Genomic DNA, 18,469 nt, shown 5'->3' on the forward strand with positions numbered 1-18,469 from the left:
CAGGGTTAACCGCCTGACCATACTGGCGGCACGCCCAGTAAGCGGCGGCACCTGGGATCTCTTATTGCGGGTCAATAAATCTTGGCGCACGTTTTTCAAAGTTGGCGGTTACCGCTTCAATCTGGTTGGGTTTACCCATCAGCGCATCCTGCTCAACGGATTCAGCCAGGATACCGGCTGCGATATCAGGCTGGCGCTGATTATTGATTAAACGCTTGGCGGCACGAATGGCATCCGGGTTTTTATGGGCAATCTGGGCTGCAGTTTCCATCGCGTCGGCCAGCGGATCTTCGCACAGGCGTGTGGCAAAGCCGTAACGCTCAGCCTCTTCGCCAGTAAACACACGGGCGCTATAGGTTAACTCGCGAATAATATCTTCGCGCACATAGGCACCCCACAGTTGGGTTCCGGCCATATCTGGCACAATACCCCATTTCATTTCCATAATGCTGAGTTTGGTTTGCGGGTGGATATAGCGCATATCGGCACCACACATAACTTGCAGCCCGCCTCCCAGGCAGCTGCCGTGAACAGCCGCAATCACTGGCACGGGAACTTCATGCCACACCCAGGCCGCCTGCTGGAACAGATTACAAACACCATGGCTACGCTCAAGTAGATCCGGGGCGCCGCCGGACATCATCAATTCCATATCCAGCCCGGCACAAAAGGCTTTGCCCGCACCGCTTAGCACAACAACCCGCACACGGGTATCACTCTTGATCGCCTCACCGGTTGCCGCCAGCGCCTTAAACAAATCCAGGTTTAATGCATTCATCTTGTCCGGACGATTCAAGGTAACCCTGGCTATCCCCTGTTTAATTTGATAGTCAATCACATTACTCATCGTCAACTCCCAGGCCTGCTACCGCATCGTTATACAGAGACGACGAAGGTAAGCCTTTTTCATCGAATCCAGGTTGCCCCGCGTCCCTCTCCGGGTAATATATCGCCGGAGGAGCCCCTGTCCCCAGGTCAGTATAGAGACGTTGTTTAACACTGTATGAGTAATTGATGCTCAAGACCGGCTTTCCGGTGAACCGGAACTATTTAGTGACCTTCAATCAAGACCCAGGGCACGTTGCTCCTTCTCCAGCACTGCCGCTACCTGCGGCTGCGCCCTTACCCGCGCTACGAGTCCGGCCAGGTTCGGCCAGCGCGACTCATCGACCTCGTAGCCCGCATAAGCTGCATTGATAAACGGACTCGCGATGCTCAGGTCTGCCATCATGAAATCGCCGAAGATGAAGCGTCCCGTGGGTATCTGGCTTTCCAGGTAGTCCAACATGGGGGGCAGATCCTTTTCGATGATACGAGCGATGAGTTCTTCATCTGGCTCCTGCTTGAATGCCAGAGGGCGCATAAAGCGCTGAAAAAATATACTGGCGGCCAATTCAGAAACACGACCACCCGCCAGGTCTTCGTACCACAGCGCCCTTGCCCAATCATCGGCCCTCATAGGATAAAGCCTGGGCTTAGGATAGGCGTCATCCAGATACTGGCAGATCACCTTGGAGTCGCACAGCGTCAAGTCTTCATCCACCAGAGAGGGAATCTTGCCTAGCGGATTGATCTTGAGGTATTTAGCATCCTCGGAGAAAGGCATCTGCCTGACTATTTCATAGGGGACATCCTTGATGTCTAGTGCAATAAACACTTTGCGCACGTAGGGGGAACCGTGCACGCCATACACTTTGATCATCCTACTACCTCGCTTAGAAGTTGTACCTTGTCTGCATCGCGATGGAACGCGGCCAGTTCGGCAGGGCAAAGTAGCTGTTCGAGTTGGAGATAGGCACGTCCTGATTCCAGAGTATTTTCATTGTCATCCTCGAGACCATTTATATTGCGCGGTTTCATTAAAGTCGCTTCAACTGGGGTGGTTTCCAGGTTCGCTCAATCATTGCTTTCTCGGGGCCGTATACTCTTAATGTAATTCGAGTGAAAGACTCGCCCGCCGGTAACCAGTTGCCAACCATTCCCTCAGGAGGCTTGCCACCGATCAGAATCCGCAGACTGCCGTCGTCTTCGTAGATCAAGTCCCCTGAGTTACCGCTGATGGCATAGCGGTCATAGTCGTTGAGCATCAGGTTGGCGTCCTGGTCGTAAACGGTGAGTGACCAGAAAAACCTGGCTGGCGGAGTTAGTCCCGGCGGGAAGCGGAGTTCGTAGGTATGCTCGCTGGTAATGCTGTCACCGTTCTGATCTTTAGCCCTGGCCATATACATGGCTTCTTCTGCATCATTGGCGACGATGCCCCGCATCGACTGAATGGCTCCGCGGATATAAAAATTACCGTGAATCCCGGAGCGCCCGAAGCCCACTGGTGGCACACCCCAACCGTTGACCTTGTTCTCTTCAGAGGTGGCATGGGCACGCATGATCATGATGCCATCAAGCACTGCCTTGGCCAGACCTGCCTGCTCATTTTCCTCAGCCTGGGATACATCCTGATTCGGCCCAATATGTAACGCGGCCCAATCGTTTAAATAGCGCTGATCACGCTCAGGCACACCATTGACGGTCATCGCGTGATTGACGGTGCGCCAGAAAGACATCGGATCTGAGATCACCATTTTTTTCATGTAACTCACCACATCGGATTCAAGCAGAACATCACTGAATTCGCCGACATCGGGAACAGGCGGGTGCGCAGGCCGGGGTGGATTTTCCTGACCCCAGTCACTCAAGCCCACAATCTGCATTTGTGACTGTATGGCTGCAACCACTGCCTGATCACTGGGATCATTGAAGTCAGCATAAATTCTGGCCATGGCATAAAACCAAGGTGTTGGATTATGGGCTACAAACTCCACATCGTCGGGCAAGTCTCCCTGCCAACCCGGTGGCACGATCGCATAATTACCACCACCATTGCCATGGAGGCGCTTGCTGATATAGGCAAAGTTGTCGGAATCAAAACCCGCCAGCTCAATGGCAAAATATCGCTCACCCGGAATCTCCGGCACCGTAATAATGATCGGCTGCTCTTTGGCGTATAGCCAGGCAGGCGAGTAGAGCGTATCGGCATTCGGCGCGCCACCGTCGCGATAGTTTTTAGGATCGACAAACGTCGCGTGCCAGAACTGGTTTATCGCGTCCACTGGTACTTGCTGACCCTCCGGCGCTTCAGGCTGACCCCACTTATAGCGAAGCACTGTGTTCAAATAATAGGGAAACGCGTAAATCAGTGCGTCCACACCTTTGCTGTAGGCGTACTGTTGGCGCCAGTCTTTATTGAAATTGACCTGCCAGTAACTGCCGCCGGCAACAACCAGTGCCACTACCAGGGCGATCAGTATTTTTATCGATGCTGATTTCACTTTGCTCTACTCCGACTGATTTCTTTAACGATGTATTTTTCAGTAATGCTTTTCTTTTTGCTTTTAAGCAATATAAATTCGATATAGCAAACCGTGCGCGCCACTGGTCGAATAGACATCCCGGTTTAAACCCGGATAAAACGCCATCGCCGCTTCAAAACGTCCCCCCGTGGCAACTCGGCCTTTTTCCAATCCGGTTTCTATATCCAGCACCACCGCATCGACGTTTTTATCTTCCAGTACATCATCAACAACCACTTCACCGGTATCCGGGTAATAGAACACCTGGCTGGAGTTGCCGATATCGTGTACCCACAATTCTTCAAAACCTGCCGACCCGTTAAAGCGCCAGGCACCGGTTTTCCGGTTAGCGGTGTCAAAGGTCAGCAGAATCCGCTTATCCTGAACATACAGCGGGGATGAGTTGTGTCCACCATTGGGTAAACCAAACGGCGTTAGAACATCAGTTGAACGACTGTCTATCGTGGAAACTCTGTGTACACGCACCGGAGCACTACCGGGCTCTGAAAATGCCAGGGGTTTGCTGCCAACCGGGTAGGCACGCATAATCGTCTCGAGTGGTGGCGTGTCACCCATATCCATAAACCAGACACTGTCATCACCCACGGTATTGCACCAGGCAAAGCTTTGGTCTTCACCGGGCAAGTCATAGGAAGCGCCCCAGTTTTTATCCAGCTCCAGCTGTTGATCTTGATATTTCAGGCGATGAATATGGGTCGGTGTAGTGGCATAGATAAAGTCCCCTTCCGGGGTCGGGTCGACACAGAAGCGGCCAATCGAAGCCCCCACATACTCATGCCTGATAAGGACTTCCAGGGTATGGGGATCAAACACGGTAAAGACAGATTTTTTGCTGTGATCGTGTTCCAGATTACGGGTAATCATCATGCCATCGGATAACAAACTGATACCGTTATGGGCATGATCCACGGGCAATTCCAGCTCCGCAATAAGCTCAAGGTCCTGGGTCAGTTTATGGATGCGATTGCCAAAACCGGTAATCAGGGTGCCGTCCGCCAGCACCGACGCGCCACCGCACCAGTTATGCCCGCCGGTCTTTAAATCAGCAGACTGCCTGATCGTTTCAAGGGTAATCGGGTCGACCTCTTCCACCCAGCCAATGGAAATATCAGGCTGGCTAGGCGCCGAGCAGCCAAAAATAAATAAGCGGTTATCGGCATTGACGGTACCGACCACCCATTTGCCTTTTTCAAACCGGCGCGAGGTCACCTGCAGGGTTTCACCGGGTTGAATATTGAAACCGGGGCTTCTTGCATGTTTTTGCCGCCTGACACCACCATATTCGGTGGCGCAGGTCGAATGCGGGTAATAGCCTTTCTGGGCTGCCTGATAGTCTTGCTGGGTCACTGACCAGTACTCCTTAGTGTTTTGTTAACTGCCCTTTGTCAACTGCCTTTGATTCCACTGCAAACCGTTTTAATCGGATTTAACCGTTGCGTTAACGGCTTTTCTCAAAGCCGCCGGGCAAACTAAATTGCTGCTGCAAACGCTGCATACCCCGAATCCATCGAGGGTAATCATTGGCTTTTTTCTGGAAGTATTGCTCGACCTCCGGGTGTGGTAACACCAGAAAGCGCTCTTCAGCGATGGCCTGCACTACCTCTTCAGCCACCACATCAGCGGTCAACATACCATCCAGTCCGGCAACACCGCCGCCCTGCTCGGTCATTTTTGACTCTACCGCTTGCGGGCAAAGCGCAGACACAGCAATCCCCTGCTCACCATGGGTAATCAACAACCACTCGGCCAAACTCAATGCCGCATGTTTCGATACTGAATAACTGGCCGAACCTATTTGCGATAGCAGGCCCGCAGCAGAAGCCGTTATCAAAAAATAGCCCTCGCCCCGTTCAATCATTTTAGGCAGGGCATGTCGGGCTGCGTAGATATGAGACATCACATTAACACCCCACACTTTTTCCCAGGCCGCGTTGCTGGTCTCTACGCCACCCTCAACAAAAATACCGGCATTGCCGCAGTAAAGATCAATATGGCCGAACTGACGCTCAGCCATCGCAATCATATTTTTTATATCTTCTTCATTGCTGACATCACAGAAACAGGCAGAGGTACCCACTTCAGCAGCCAGTGCATCTAACTCTTCAGCATTAATATCGGCAATTAAAATATTGGCTGCGCCTTCTTGTTTAAAACGCTTAACCAAACCTTTGCCAATACCGCTGGCGCCGCCGGTAACGATAATATTTTTACCCTTAATCTGCATCGATACACTCTTGTTGTGTTTGTCAGGAATGACAAAATTATTGTTATTGCGAAGTGCCTATTGCGAAGCGCCTGACCAGATCGGCGAAGACCAGGCTCTCTCCCGAATCGTTGCCGGTACACTCGGGTCAGGTTCCCTGCCAAGGCGAATGGCATCAAAGCTTGACCAGCGACAGGTCGGGTTCATTAGGACGCGCACGTAGTAAAAAGCACTTTGCTTCGGGTCGTACTCCGGATCGCGCCAAAGAGTTTTTAATTCAGTAGCACCGGAGCCGGAACTATATTGGCAGGTGGTCAAATCAACGCTGGCCCCATTATCGGGACAGCGGCCAGTGGCCGAATCTACTTGCAGGCCATCGGCGCAGGCAATATCGACTACGTTTTCATGGGTTTGGCCGGCGGCGTCGATCCAGCCTTTAACCATTTGCAAACGCTGCAAAGGGGCATCCATTGGATCGCGGACCGCCCAGACAAAAAAGTCGGGGCCCTGGTTATTCTCCTCAAGTTGCTCACTGGCAGGCAGCACTCTGCCCATAGGGACTGCCTGTGTCTCCAGCTGTGCCATCAGTTCAGGAGCCTCCAGCATGGCTTGATCAATATCCCAGCCCGCATAAAATCGCAGTGCCATTCGCGGCCCCGAGGTGCCATAGGTTTCCCGGCGCGCCAGTGCATCAAAAATGGCTTCCCGGGTATTTTCCGGAGCCCAGACCGCAGCCAGGCCACCGGGGGTATTGAATTTAAGCATCTGTTGATAGGCTTTGCTGTCTTTCTTCAGCTGCCTCAGGCGACGCAGGGCGGGTGATTGCACCGTGCCTGCGGAGCCGCGGTAATCCCACTCCTCGACATCTCCGGGATTGGAGTTATGGCTATCGGTGGCGGCTACAAAGCCATTTTGCAATGGGTTAAAACCCAGCTCCTGTTCCAGTTCCAGCCCGACTTTCATCCCCTGGCGAACAAAGCTGGTTTGAAAGGCGCAGCCGGTGGTCTCGCCCGGTTTGCAGGGGTCCAATACCTGGGCAAAGCTACACTCCTCGTCCGTCGCGCCGATACCGAATGCACATTCTTGTGAGCCTTTGATCTGGAATATTTCCGTCAGGGGTTCACGTTTCTGCCGCAGCCGCCAGTCGTCCTCGCCATAAAGCTGACCATCCCAGGTATAACGGGAATAGGTCAGCCCCCAGGCTTTGTTCGGGTTATGGGGGATGGTTAAAAAGTCACAGCCATCGGCTTTATCGCAACCGGCTTCCAGTCCCTTCCACAGCTCAATCGCATTGGGTACATCAAAGCTGGAAATGGCTCGATCAGGGACTGTGTCGCTGCGAAAGATAATATTGCGGTGGTGTTTACCCTGATCCGGCAAGGTGGGTGAAAACTCGTAGGCAATCAGCGTTGTTAATTCACCGGGTTCATAATAGGCATTGGCAAGCTGGACATAGCGGGCCCAGTCGCTACGGGTGTTGTTATAACAACGTTCAGCCGCCGCCTCCCCCGGTTTGCAGGTAGGGAAATTGCCAAGTTCGAGGGGCTGGCGATATTCTGGCTGGTAGACACCCGCCGGCAATGATGGATCACCGGGGGCGGCGGTACCACGAGCCCCGTCGACAAAAATCGTAAAAAGGGATGGATTATCCATCCCCATTAACCAGCAGGCACCCCGCTCCCGCAACGATAGATTGTTATCGGAGCAATGGGTACGGGTACCAAAGCCTTCGGCATGATCGGTAATGGCCACAAAATCCAGCGGGCGGCTTAGTTGCATGGTCTCGCCGCCGGGGCTTAGCAGGGGTTCGCCTTTGGCAAAACGGTAGGCATCTTCAATACTGAGTTTATTGCCCATCATACTGGCATCAAAACTTTCCGTGGTATGCAGATGTAACTCGCCCCAATAGAGGTTCTTAGTGCTACTGGTCATTGCCTCAGCAGGCGGCTGCTGATGATTGGCGGCCAGATAGGGAGCCACTACCCTGCTGTCGTCCTGCAGGGCAAGGTCACGGGGAGTGGTGCCAGGCCCAACACGATCGAGCACCTTGGCCATGGGAAACAGAAATTTAACGGCAATAAAACCCGTCAGCAGTATCAGCGCAATAAGCACTGTCAGAAAAAACTTCTTAAGCATGGATCAATAACTCCGACAAGCTGGCCAATGGCAAGAATGAACTACGGCCCCGTTGAAAATAATTATAACCAGCCACCCGGTGGTTAACGGATCATTTTCGGTCATTCTCTGAAGACCCCGTAAAAGAGTCCCACGTCCGAAAATGATCCCCAGCCACGCCATCAAGACTTCTATACTGCTGCTATAGCTTAATCTCTATAGGGCGAGAAGGAACATTTATGATTTACCGCATAACAGTATTAGCCGCGGCGATTGCACTGGGCAGCGCTTGCTCCGACCAGCAGTCCGAGACGCAAAAGCGGGAACAGGCCGACAGGTACTTTCGCACCACCAATACCGTGATACCGGCCAGCGACAAGATTATCGATTTCCCGCCGGCACCGGAGTCCGCCAGTAGTCAGCTGGCCTCCAACCCGGATCGCAATGCCTACTTTGGCGACCTGCATGTGCATACCACCCTGTCCTTCGATGCGTCTTCCTTTGGTACCACCGCCACACCGGCGGATGCCTACCGCTATGCCCAGGGTGAGACCATTGTTCACCCCGGTGGTTTTGAAGTAAAGCTGGCACAAGCGCTGGATTTTTATGCGGTAACTGACCATGCCATTATGCTTGGCCTGATTAATGAGGCGGCGGACACCAGTACCGAATTCTCCCGCTTAGCCCTGTCACAGGACTACCACAATATTAATGATTCACTGGATAGCGGACTGCTGGAACTCGCCAAAAGAAACAACATTTTTAACAACTTTTTCACTAGCGTGATTGCCGGCCTGCTCGATGGCACCGTTGAAGATAAGACCATTAACAAGGTCAGCCAGTCGGCGTGGATAAAAACCGTGGCCGCCGCCAACGACGCCTATAAGCCCGGCCAGTTCACCACCTTTGCCGCCTACGAATACACCTCCTCCGACGCTGATCGGGGAAACCTGCACCGCAATGTGATTTTTCGTGGCACGGACCGTTTACCCGCGGTGCCCTTCTCCCGATTAAACAGTATCAACCCCGAAGGGCTTTGGGACTGGATGGATGGACTGCGCCAGCAGGGGATCGAAAGCCTGGCGATTCCCCATAACAGCAACGGCTCCAATGGTGCGATGTTTCCGCTGACAGACTGGGCCGGCAACAGCATCGACCTGTCCTATGCCAACCAGCGTATGCGCAACGAGCCGCTGGTGGAAATTACCCAGATTAAAGGCACCTCGGATACCCACCCGCTATTATCCAAAAACGATGAATGGGCCAATTTCGAAATTCTGCCGATGCGTATCGCCACGACATTGCCCAGTGATGCGCCGGGCAGTTATGTGCGCGATGGTTGGCAGCGCGGTCTTGCCATGGCGGAAAAGCAACAGGCCAACCCCTATCAATTTGGCGTGATCGGTTCCAGCGATACCCACACTGGCGCTGCGCCACTGGAGGAAGATAACTATTTCGGCAAAATCGGTTTGATGGACTTTACCCCGGAAAGTCGCGGTACCGTACCCGCCAGCTTTCTCTACGGCACTATGGTGTCACTGGGCGCCAGCGATATGATCGATCATGTCGACGGTAAAAAATACGTGGATTTTCAGGGCTACAAATACTGGGGCGCTTCGGGGATTGCCGGGGTATGGGCAGAGCAAAATACCCGCGAGTCGATTTATGATGCACTGCGCCGCAAGGAAACCTTTGCCACCACCGGCACCCGGATTACACTGCGATTTTTTGCCGGCTACGAGCTGGGGGATGCGCAGCTGGATAGCCCTGAGCTGATCAGCAGAGCTTACCAGACCGGGATCAGTATGGGTGGACAGCTGCCAGCCAGCGGTGACCGCGCGCCCAGCTTCCTGACCTGGGCCGTGGCCGACCCCAATACCGCCAGGTTACAGCGGGTGCAGATTATTAAAGGCTGGGTGGAAAACGGTGAGCATCAGGAACAGGTCTACGATGTGGCCTGCTCTGACGGCCTTGCAGTTGATCCGCAAACCCATCGCTGCCCGGATAACGGCGCGCGGGTCAACTTGCAGGATTGTTCAATCACCGCGGGCGTAGGTGCCAATGAACTGAAAACCTTATGGCAGGACCCGGATTTTACACCCGGACAAGCCGCTTTTTATTATGTGCGGGTACTGGAAAACCCCGTGTGTCGCTGGTCTACCTGGGATGCTATCCGCAGCGGCGTGGCGCCGCGTTCGGATTTGCCAGCCACGATTCAGGAGCGGGCCTGGTCATCACCCATCTGGTATAACGCTGCAGCGGCAAACGGCGTTATGGCCGATACCAAATAGGGGAAGAATAAGCCCGTTCCTGAATCGTATCGGGAAACTTGCCTGCGCTTTTCATTCCCATAGCCACCGCGTCATAGAAAGAATGCCGCGGTGTCGGGATTTGTAACACTCGGACGTAGTAGAAAGCGGACTGGGCCGGATTAAAATCCGGGTCCTGCCATACTGTGGCCAGTTGTGCGGCCCCGGTCGTATTGCTATAGCGGGCGGTGGTCTTATCGACGGTATTTTCTACCGCCGGTAAGTTGCCGTCGCTATCGAGCTGTCGTTCCCCAGACCAGGCAATATCATAAACTTGTTCCTGGCTCTGGCCTTGATCGTCGATCCAGCCTTTGATGATTTGAACCCTATCCAGATTGGCACCGACGGGATCTTTGATCGCCTTTACCAGAAAGGCAGGAGAGCTGTTCAATGCCCCCAATTCCCCACCCATGGGTACGCCCCGTTGGTCACTATTTTCAGCCTTGAGGTCTGTGATGCCGAGATCGCTGCCGGCAAAAAACTGCAGGCGAATACGGGGCCCGGTGGTGGCGTAAACCTCTTTGCGCTTCATCGCCGCCAGAATACTGCTGCGGGTATTTTCCTCTGCCCAGACAGCCGTTAATCCGGAGGCCGACATACTCCAGCCAGTCACACGACGCTCGTCGCCATCGTCATTGCCCTGCTTATTGGCAGGAATAGAGTCCCTGGGGAATTTGCCCTGGAAATTAGCTTCCTCGGCGGATGGCAGGGCGGTATGTACATCGGTGGAGCCGATAACACCAAACTGATAGGGGTTGGTACCGGTTTGTTGCTCAATGGCCAAGCCCCGTTTTAACGCCGAGCGTATATAGTCACCGGGCCGGGCTTCGTAAGGCTGCCAAGAACGCTGGATATAATTGATATAGGTTTCGAAGTCGGCAAAGGGGTCATCCGGTGACAGCAAGGGGTGTGTTTCCGAATCACCTTTTGTCTGGGTGACTTCGGCCAGGGGTTCCCACTTGATCCGGCGCTCGGCATATTCCTGATCAATCGGCTCACCGCGTAAACTGGTCTCGCCAAACATAAAGCCTTTGGAAATATTGGAGTTATGGGGGATGGCAATAAAATCGGCTTCGGCTATCGGTGCCGTTTTTTCCAGCCATGCCCACAGGTCTTCGGGGTATTGGCTGTCGTTCAGGGAAAAGGGTTGGTAGCGCTGGGCGCTGTGTGCATCACCATCGGTGATAACCACGCGGTGAAGATTGCTGCCCCCCGGTAAGGAAGTCCACTCCCAACCGATCATCACGGTAAACTTGCCCGGGTTATTGTGCTGATCGGCAAGGTTGGTGATTTTTCGCCAGCTATCAATCTGGGCTGGCATCATCTCGGGAATCAACGAGGCATTATCACTAAAGCCACTACTGGCCGCCGCTTCGGTGGCACTCATCGGCTCAGGTAAAGCCGCAACAAACAATGCACGATTGTTCTCCGATGCGAGACCGTAAGCCAGGACTTTTTCTACTAACCAGGCCCTAACCGATTCGGCCATCCCCATACCGGTATAATCGACGCCCTCCAGATGTATGGTGCGGATAACGCCAAGCATTTCAGCATGGTCTGCGACCACCAGAAAATCCAGCGGTGTTTCAATCTGTATCCTGGCTTGATGGTAGGGATGGACAACGGGTAAACCCCGCGCATAGCGATAGGCGGTATCGGGATCCGCGGTAAAATTAGTATTCATATAGGCATCGGATGAATAGGTGGTATGCACATGGGTATCGCCCCATAGCAGTTGTTTTTCCGAAGCTGTAGTAGAAGCTGTAGTAACCGTTGATAGAACAAAACCCAGTGTAAAAACTAAAAATCGCATAACACCCCCTACCTGATAAAATCATCTAACTCGTGTGTTTGAATAGATTCCACTATCACAAACTGATTGACGCGGGATGGTGGATTAAAATCCACCCTACTTTTAAATCCGGCAACACCGTAGGGTGGAATAGATTCCACCAACCCACACCGGTTAATCACGACTGAGCTTTACCATATTGGATCAGTAAACAGCCAAGACCGCCCATCCGATAGGATGGGCGTAAAATATCTTTTTTATCTGAAAATAATTTTATGGCTTATACCAAATAGCCGATGAATAGGCGCGCTCTTGAATCGTATCGGGAAAGCCATCAGCCTTTTCCCTTTCCAAGGCCACCGCGTCATACAACGAATGGCGCGGTGTTGGTATTTGCAAAACTCTCGCATAATAAAAAGCGGGGTGCGCCGGGTTAAAATCCGGGTCATACCATACGGCGGCCAATTGCGCTGCACCTACAGAGTTTTCATACATGGCGGTTTTTGTATCCACTGTATTTTTTACCGCGGGTAATCTGCCGTCATCATCCAATTGTCGTTCATCTGACCAGACCACATCATAAACCTTTTCTTGTGCTGCCCCTGTCTCGTCGACCCATCCCTTAACGATCTGAATGCGATCCAGATTGGCGTCAACCGGGTCTTTCATGGCTTGCACAACAAATGAAGGGGTGATTTTCTGAGCTGCAAAATCCCCTCCCCGTATTTCCCCACCCATAGGCACACCCTGCTTGGCCGCCTGCTGGTAAATACTTACCGTCGTCAGATCTAGTTCTTTGACATCTTTAATGGCAAAAAACTGCAAGCGAATTCGCGGGCCGGTAGTGGCGTATACTTCTTTACGTTTCATAGCAGCCAAAATACTGCTGCGTGTATTCTCTGTTGCCCAAACAGCCGTCAACCCAGATGCAGAATAATTCCACCCGCTTACACGGCTCTTTTTCGCACTGTTTAAATTATTGGCAGGGATGGAATTCGGTGAATGTTTGCCTTGGAAATTTCGTTCATTCGCTGTAGGCAAAGATGTATGTGCGTCGGTGGAACCTACTACGCCAAACTGATAAGGGTTGCTGCCTGCCCTTTGTTCGATCGTCAGGCCTCGCTTCAATGCTGAGCGCACATAGTCGCCGGGTTTAGCTTCGTATGGCCGCCAGTCACGCTGAATGTAATTCTCGTAGGCTTCAAAATCCGCAAACTCATCATCTGGAGACAATGATGGATGTGTTTCCGAATCGCCCTTGAATTGCGTTATCTCGACAATGGGTTCCCATTTCATACGCAGCTCCGCGTAATCTTTGTCAATCGCTTTGCCTCTCAGACTCGTCTCATCAAACATAAAGCCTTTGGAAATATTGGAATTGTGGGGAATAGCAATAAAATCAGCACCCGCCAACGGTGCCGTTTGCTCCAGCCATGCCCATAAGTCTTCTGGGTATTGACTGTCATAGAGGGAAAAAGGCTGATAACGCTGTGCACTTTCTGCATCACCGTCTGTAATCACAACTCGGTGCAAGTTGCTGCCACCGGGCAAGGGAGACCATTCCCAACCAATCAATGCCGAAAATACGCCAGGCTCATTATGTTGGTCAGCCATATTAGTGATATCTTGCCAGGTATCACGTTGTGTCGACATCATCTCCGGTATCACCGACACAGTATCGCTAAAGCTGGCGTCGCCCGCCGCTTCTCTTGCATCTTTTGCTTCTGGCAAACTAGCAGAAAACAGTGAACGTCCATCACCGGAATCAATGGCATAACGTAAAACCATTTCGCTAACCCAGGCCTTCAACGAATCGATCAGGCCCAGGCCGGTGTAGTCCACTCCGTCGCGATGAATGGTACGTATGACTCCCAGTAATTCGGCATGATCGGTCACCACCAAAAAATCCAGCGGTGTTTCAATTTTCACCTTAGCTTGATGGTAAGGATGCAACACAGGCAAACCGCGCGCGTAGCGATAGGCCGTATTAGGATCAGCCGTCAGGTTACCGTTAGTATAGGCATCGGAGGAATAGGTAGTATGCAGATGCGTATCACCCCATAACAGCTGCTTTTCTTCGGCTGCACTTACCGACATGGAAAAATATACCAAGGTTAAAAGTAATGTACGCATAACAATTTCCAGATTCATGTTTTATTTCTTTAAAGGACTATCAACCGATAATTGGTTAAAGCGAGGCTCGACGACGAATCTCTGCCGCTACTAACCACAAACGGTCCTGCCCCCAGACTTCCAAATCCGGTTCACCGCCAGGGCCACAGAGTCGATAGGAAGGTACTCCCCAAAGCCCCATACCCTGCACCATTTCATCCTGGTATTGTTCAACCCAGGGTTTCCATTCGTCACCGCCCAGATGTTTTTTCGCTTCCTGCCAATCCAGACCGACCGCTGCTACCGCCCGCCGGATATTTTTTTTGCGGTGCAGTCCCCTGCCTTCAGCAAAGGCATAACGCAAAAACGTGCTCAACAATGCGGTATCTTTACCCAGGGACTTTGCCCAGGGTAATAAGGAATAGCACTGCCTAACCGGTTCGCCAACAGGCGTTACGCTATTGCCAAAGGGCACGCCGGCATAATCACCTTCACGTTTGGTATCGAGATAAATGTAGAAACCCTTGGCTGGGGTGGCGGCAACGCCGCGCATAATCATCGGCAAAACGGGCTTATGGTGGAAATTAATCTTGCAAGCCTTGCTCAGTTCAATAGTCCTGTCATAAATAATCGAGGTGTAGGGACTATTCAGGGACGGGAAAAAATGCAGATCCAGTCCGCTGGCATCAATATCGCTGACCTCAATTTCAGGCCGTGCCACCAGAAAGGATCGCTCAGCAGTTTTAGCCAATCCTAACTCACGCAGGCGCTGCTCTAAATAAAATAAGCGGTCAACGCCCCAGTACCACTCGCCCTCGTAATAAAGCATGGCACCAGAGTAATGTCCTAATTCATTTAACCGTGCCGAACCGGCATCCAGTGTTGCATCAACCTCTGCCTGATGGGTATTAGTGCTATCAATAGCGTCACCCGACCACAGGCGAGTACTGATATCTGCCAGCTGCGCAATAAAATCCTTGCTACCCAGATGGGTCAAGGCAGCGTTAGCTGCCTGTTGCAACGCAGGCTCAGGGACAACACCGGCAGCTTCTGGAAAACTTAAACCATAGTGAGGTGCAATCAAACCGCAGTCACGGCGTCCCCATATCGCTAATTTATCCAGCTCCGGTTGATGGCGACCACCGGTTGCGCGAATAAGATGAGGAACAATGTCAATATTATAACGGGCCGCAAATTGTGCCAGCACCTGCGCCATCAAATGCGAGTAAGGATCGTCCACCTGATGAAAATATTCCACCACATGCGCGCGCCCCTCTTGCTGGCGTTTCTTCTCCGCCACCATTCTTCTTTTGGCAATCTGCCTGGAATCGGTAAGGCGGCCAAACCGTTTCGCCAGCATAAAACGCATCAGGCGGGGTGGATCAATATAATAGGAGGGGTTCGGATTATTTTCAGGTTCCAACATCAAACGGTCTCTTATCGTTTTTGTACTTGATGCGCTGTTTTTAAATGGTCAAACCACCATCCACCACAATACACTCACCCGTGGTATAACTGCTGGCATCCGATACCAGATACAATACGGTGCCAGCCATTTCTTCAGGTTCGGCATGTCGGCCCATGGCAATATTGTTCACCGCCTGCTGGTAAATACCATCATCAGTAAACAGGGCCCCGGCAAATTTGGTTTTGGTAAAACCGGGCAACAGGGCGTTGCAACGTATACCGAAAGGTGCACATTCTTTGGCAAAGGTTTTTGTCATATTAACGACGGCGGCTTTGGTAATAGAGTAAATACCCTGCTTGTCGCCGGGCTGTAAGGCATTGATCGATGCGGTATTCACAATCGCACCGCCGCCGTTTTCTCGCATCAGTTTGCCGCCTTCAATCGACATAAAGAAATAACCGCGCACATTCACATCGACGGTTTTTTCATAGGCCGCAAGGTCGGTATCCAGTACATGGCCAAAGTAGGGATTGGCCGCGGCATTATTGACCAGAATATCGAGCTTGCCATGCTGGCTGCGAATATAGTCAAAGGTTTTGCTGATATCTTCCATCGAGCCTACATGACAACCCAGCGCCTCGGCACTGCCTCCGGCTGCGTTAATATCATCAGCCACTGTCTGACAGCCATCCACCTTGCGGCTGGAGACCATCACATGAGCACCCTGCTCGGCTAAAAGTTTTGCAATGGCCTCACCAATACCACGGCTGGCGCCGGTGACCAGTGCAATTTTTCCGGTTAAATCAAACAGTGTTGTCGACATACTTAACTCTACCCTATTGATAATTTTCCCTCATCGAGTGTATTCACTTGAGACATAATGGCTGGCTTATTCGTAGCTTTTTGCCAAATTACGCCCCAGCTGCATCATATGCACCTGGTCCGGGCCATCGGCCAGACGCAGTATCCGTTGAACAGCAAACATATGCGCCAGCACCGTGTCCTGACTGACACCGGCACCACCGTAAATCTGGATAGTCCGGTCAATCACATCGAGGGCCATATTGGGAGCTACGATTTTGATCATGGCGATAATATCTTTGGCGGCCTTATTGCCTTCGGTATCCATTTTTTGCGCGGCCTTCAGCGTCAGCAAACGGGCCTGCTCAATCTGACAGGCGGAAAGCGCAATATCTTCACGGACAGACTGGTTTTTACTCAGTGGCTGACCAAAGGCAACCCGGCTGTTTGCCCGCTCGCACATCATCTCTAAAGCACGCTGTGCTGCGCCCACAGAACGCATACAGTGGTGAATGCGGCCGGGGCCTAAACGTCCCTGGGCAATTTCAAAACCGCGACCTTCACCCAGTAACATATTGGTGGCTGGCACGCGCACATTATCGAAGATCACTTCGGCGTGACCTTCCGGCGCATCGTCATAACCAAAGACGGTCATGGGCCTGACAATATCAACACCCGGCGTATGGGTGGGTACCAGGATCATGGATTGCTGTAAGTAACGGTTAGGATTATCGGCATCGCTTTTACCCATTACGATCAGAATTTCACACTCTTCGCGGCAGGCACCGCTGATATAAAATTTATGGCCGTTAATCACATAGTCGTCGCCATCGCGCACAATCGAGGTTTCGATATTGGTGGCATCACTGGAGGCAACTTTGGGTTCGGTCATCGCAAAGGCGGAGCGAATAGTGCCCTCCAGTAGTGGCTCCAGCCATTGTTTCTTTTGCTCTTCATTGCCGTATTTGGCCAGCACTTCCATATTGCCGGTATCCGGGGCGGAACAGTTAAAGACTTCCGAGGCCCAGTGGACCCGCCCCATTTCCTCCGCCAGCGGCGCGTACTCAAGATTGGTTAAACCGCCGCTGTATTCACCATAGCTGACAGGTAAAAAGAAATTCCACAGCCCCTGGGCTTTCGCCTTGGCCTTTAATTGCTCCAAAATGGGCGGCGTACGCCAGCGGTTTTCGGCGAGCTGTTTATAGCAGGTTTCCTCATTGGGGATAATCTCTGTATCAATAAACTGTCGAACCTGCAGAACTAACTCCTGCACTTTTGGGCTGTATTCAAAATCCATCATCGGCTCCTGATTGCGATAAGGCGGTAGGAATGTTTTATAGCGTTAGATTCGATTATAGGGATTTAAACACAATGACTGGGGCCATCTTCGGCCAGATATAAGGTTTATTAGCTGCCAGTAAGAATATGGGAACGGTGTTACACAGATTTAAATCTGTGACGTGATATTCGACAATTGTTCCAGCATCCACTGGTGTCCCGGCGTTGATCCATGGCGCGGGTGCCATAAGATATCAACCTTAAATGCCCCAAGCCTCATCGGTAAGGGCAAGACCTTTACTGGCAGCAAGTGACAAAAATCGGCGGCAAAACGCTGGGGTAATACCAGCGCCAAATCCGTTTGCGCCACCACCATGGCAGCGGTGCTGTAATTTGGCATAACAGAGACAATAGTGCGTTGACGCCCCTGCTCTTCCAGCCAACGATCCACCATGCCGCGCCGTTCATTACTGGACACCCACACATGCCCCAAAGCCAGATATTGCTTCAGGGTAATACGCTGCTTGATCTGTGGGTGAGCTTTTCGCACCAGACAACATAGTTGCTCTTCCAGCCACAGCTTTTGTTTTAGCCTGGAACTGATATCAAAAAAGCGGCCCATAGCAAAATCGAATTCACCGGACTCCAGTGCGGCCTCAGGGTTTTCCGAACCAAAATTTTTGATGCGAACTTTAACCCCAGGGGCCTCACGTTCAAGCAGCCTGAGTAAACGCGGCATTAATAACTGAGCCACATAATCCGTCGCGGCAATCACAAAAGACTGCTTGCTGCTGGCCGGGTCAAAGCTGGCGGGTTTAAGCAGACACTGGTCCAGTTCCATTAATGCCTGTTGTACCGGTGCAGAAATTTCCAGCGCCCGGGTTGTGGGCTCCATACCCTGCCGGGTACGCACCAGTAGCGGATCATCCAGCATCTCGCGCAATCGGCCAAGGGCATTGCTTACCGCAGGCTGTGTCAGGGACAGGGTCTGGGCGGCTTTGGATACACTGCGCTCACGCATCACTGCATCAAACACCACCAGTAAATTCAGGTCGAGTTTTCTTATATTCATGGTTTGAATAGGCC

Annotated in this window: 13 protein-coding genes; 1 reads left to right on the forward strand and 12 read right to left on the reverse strand. The window is 52.1% G+C overall.

Annotated features, from left to right (window positions below):
- Positions 1-61: 61 nt before the first annotated feature.
- The 6 genes from BST96_RS00470 to BST96_RS00495 all read right to left on the reverse strand — a co-directional run bounded on the left by BST96_RS00470 (position 62) and on the right by BST96_RS00495 (position 7,704).
- Positions 62-847 (reverse strand): crotonase/enoyl-CoA hydratase family protein, encoded by a 786-nt coding sequence (locus tag BST96_RS00470; protein WP_085756808.1) that lies wholly within the window; start codon positions 845-847, stop codon positions 62-64.
- Positions 848-1,060: 213 nt separating this feature from the next.
- A complete protein-coding gene (locus BST96_RS00475; protein WP_085756809.1) occupies positions 1,061-1,702 on the reverse strand; it encodes a glutathione S-transferase family protein in 642 nt (213 codons plus the stop codon).
- Positions 1,703-1,859: 157 nt separating this feature from the next.
- Complete coding sequence (locus BST96_RS00480; protein WP_085756810.1) at positions 1,860-3,323, reverse strand: DUF1254 domain-containing protein; 1,464 nt, start codon at positions 3,321-3,323, stop codon at positions 1,860-1,862.
- 63 nt (positions 3,324-3,386) lie between these two features.
- Positions 3,387-4,712, reverse strand: coding sequence for an ABC transporter substrate-binding protein (locus BST96_RS00485; RefSeq protein WP_085756811.1), 1,326 nt, complete (start codon positions 4,710-4,712; stop codon positions 3,387-3,389).
- 91 nt (positions 4,713-4,803) lie between these two features.
- Positions 4,804-5,589, reverse strand: a complete 786-nt coding sequence (locus BST96_RS00490; RefSeq protein ID WP_085756812.1) for an SDR family oxidoreductase — start codon at positions 5,587-5,589, stop codon at positions 4,804-4,806.
- 57 nt (positions 5,590-5,646) lie between these two features.
- Positions 5,647-7,704, reverse strand: a complete 2,058-nt coding sequence (locus BST96_RS00495; RefSeq protein WP_085756813.1) for a DUF3604 domain-containing protein — start codon at positions 7,702-7,704, stop codon at positions 5,647-5,649.
- A gap of 218 nt (positions 7,705-7,922) precedes the next feature.
- Here BST96_RS00495 and BST96_RS00500 point away from each other — a divergent pair, with 218 nt between their 5' ends.
- Positions 7,923-9,974 carry a DUF3604 domain-containing protein gene (locus tag BST96_RS00500; protein ID WP_085756814.1) on the forward strand — a complete coding sequence of 684 codons (2,052 nt, stop codon included), beginning with the start codon at positions 7,923-7,925 and terminating at the stop codon, positions 9,972-9,974.
- Here the strand turns inward: BST96_RS00500 and BST96_RS00505 are convergent.
- The 6 genes from BST96_RS00505 to BST96_RS00530 all read right to left on the reverse strand — a co-directional run bounded on the left by BST96_RS00505 (position 9,955) and on the right by BST96_RS00530 (position 18,455).
- On the reverse strand, positions 9,955-11,805 hold the full coding sequence (locus BST96_RS00505; protein WP_085756815.1) for a DUF3604 domain-containing protein: 1,851 nt from the start codon (positions 11,803-11,805) through the stop codon (positions 9,955-9,957). The two genes, BST96_RS00500 and BST96_RS00505, sit on opposite strands and share 20 nt — an antisense overlap.
- A 252-nt stretch (positions 11,806-12,057) precedes the next feature.
- Positions 12,058-13,917: a DUF3604 domain-containing protein gene (locus BST96_RS00510; RefSeq protein ID WP_240554864.1), complete on the reverse strand. Its 1,860-nt coding sequence runs from the start codon at positions 13,915-13,917 to the stop codon at positions 12,058-12,060.
- Positions 13,918-13,972: 55 nt separating this feature from the next.
- Positions 13,973-15,322 carry a DsbA family protein gene (locus BST96_RS00515; protein ID WP_085756817.1) on the reverse strand — a complete coding sequence of 450 codons (1,350 nt, stop codon included), beginning with the start codon at positions 15,320-15,322 and terminating at the stop codon, positions 13,973-13,975.
- A gap of 40 nt (positions 15,323-15,362) precedes the next feature.
- The gene (locus BST96_RS00520) at positions 15,363-16,127 is read right to left on the reverse strand and encodes an SDR family oxidoreductase (RefSeq protein ID WP_085756818.1); all 765 of its coding nucleotides are present in this window, start codon (positions 16,125-16,127) and stop codon (positions 15,363-15,365) included.
- Positions 16,128-16,193: 66 nt separating this feature from the next.
- A complete protein-coding gene (locus BST96_RS00525; RefSeq protein WP_085756819.1) occupies positions 16,194-17,402 on the reverse strand; it encodes an acyl-CoA dehydrogenase family protein in 1,209 nt (402 codons plus the stop codon).
- A gap of 150 nt (positions 17,403-17,552) precedes the next feature.
- Positions 17,553-18,455 carry a LysR family transcriptional regulator gene (locus BST96_RS00530; protein ID WP_085756820.1) on the reverse strand — a complete coding sequence of 301 codons (903 nt, stop codon included), beginning with the start codon at positions 18,453-18,455 and terminating at the stop codon, positions 17,553-17,555.
- Between the last annotated feature and the right edge of the window lie 14 nt (positions 18,456-18,469).

Source organism: Oceanicoccus sagamiensis (assembly GCF_002117105.1).
Taxonomy (GTDB): domain Bacteria; phylum Pseudomonadota; class Gammaproteobacteria; order Pseudomonadales; family Dasaniaceae; genus Oceanicoccus; species Oceanicoccus sagamiensis.

Coding starts and splice junctions, on each gene's coding strand:
- BST96_RS00470 (WP_085756808.1), bottom strand. CDS start 847: ATGAGTAATGTGATTGACTATCAAATTAAACAGGGGATAGCCAGGGTT.
- BST96_RS00475 (WP_085756809.1), bottom strand. CDS start 1,702: ATGATCAAAGTGTATGGCGTGCACGGTTCCCCCTACGTGCGCAAAGTG.
- BST96_RS00490 (WP_085756812.1), bottom strand. CDS start 5,589: ATGCAGATTAAGGGTAAAAATATTATCGTTACCGGCGGCGCCAGCGGT.
- BST96_RS00495 (WP_085756813.1), bottom strand. CDS start 7,704: ATGCTTAAGAAGTTTTTTCTGACAGTGCTTATTGCGCTGATACTGCTG.
- BST96_RS00500 (WP_085756814.1), top strand. CDS start 7,923: ATGATTTACCGCATAACAGTATTAGCCGCGGCGATTGCACTGGGCAGC.
- BST96_RS00505 (WP_085756815.1), bottom strand. CDS start 11,805: ATGCGATTTTTAGTTTTTACACTGGGTTTTGTTCTATCAACGGTTACT.
- BST96_RS00510 (WP_240554864.1), bottom strand. CDS start 13,917: ATGCGTACATTACTTTTAACCTTGGTATATTTTTCCATGTCGGTAAGT.
- BST96_RS00515 (WP_085756817.1), bottom strand. CDS start 15,322: ATGTTGGAACCTGAAAATAATCCGAACCCCTCCTATTATATTGATCCA.
- BST96_RS00520 (WP_085756818.1), bottom strand. CDS start 16,127: ATGTCGACAACACTGTTTGATTTAACCGGAAAAATTGCACTGGTCACC.
- BST96_RS00525 (WP_085756819.1), bottom strand. CDS start 17,402: ATGGATTTTGAATACAGCCCAAAAGTGCAGGAGTTAGTTCTGCAGGTT.
- BST96_RS00530 (WP_085756820.1), bottom strand. CDS start 18,455: ATGAATATAAGAAAACTCGACCTGAATTTACTGGTGGTGTTTGATGCA.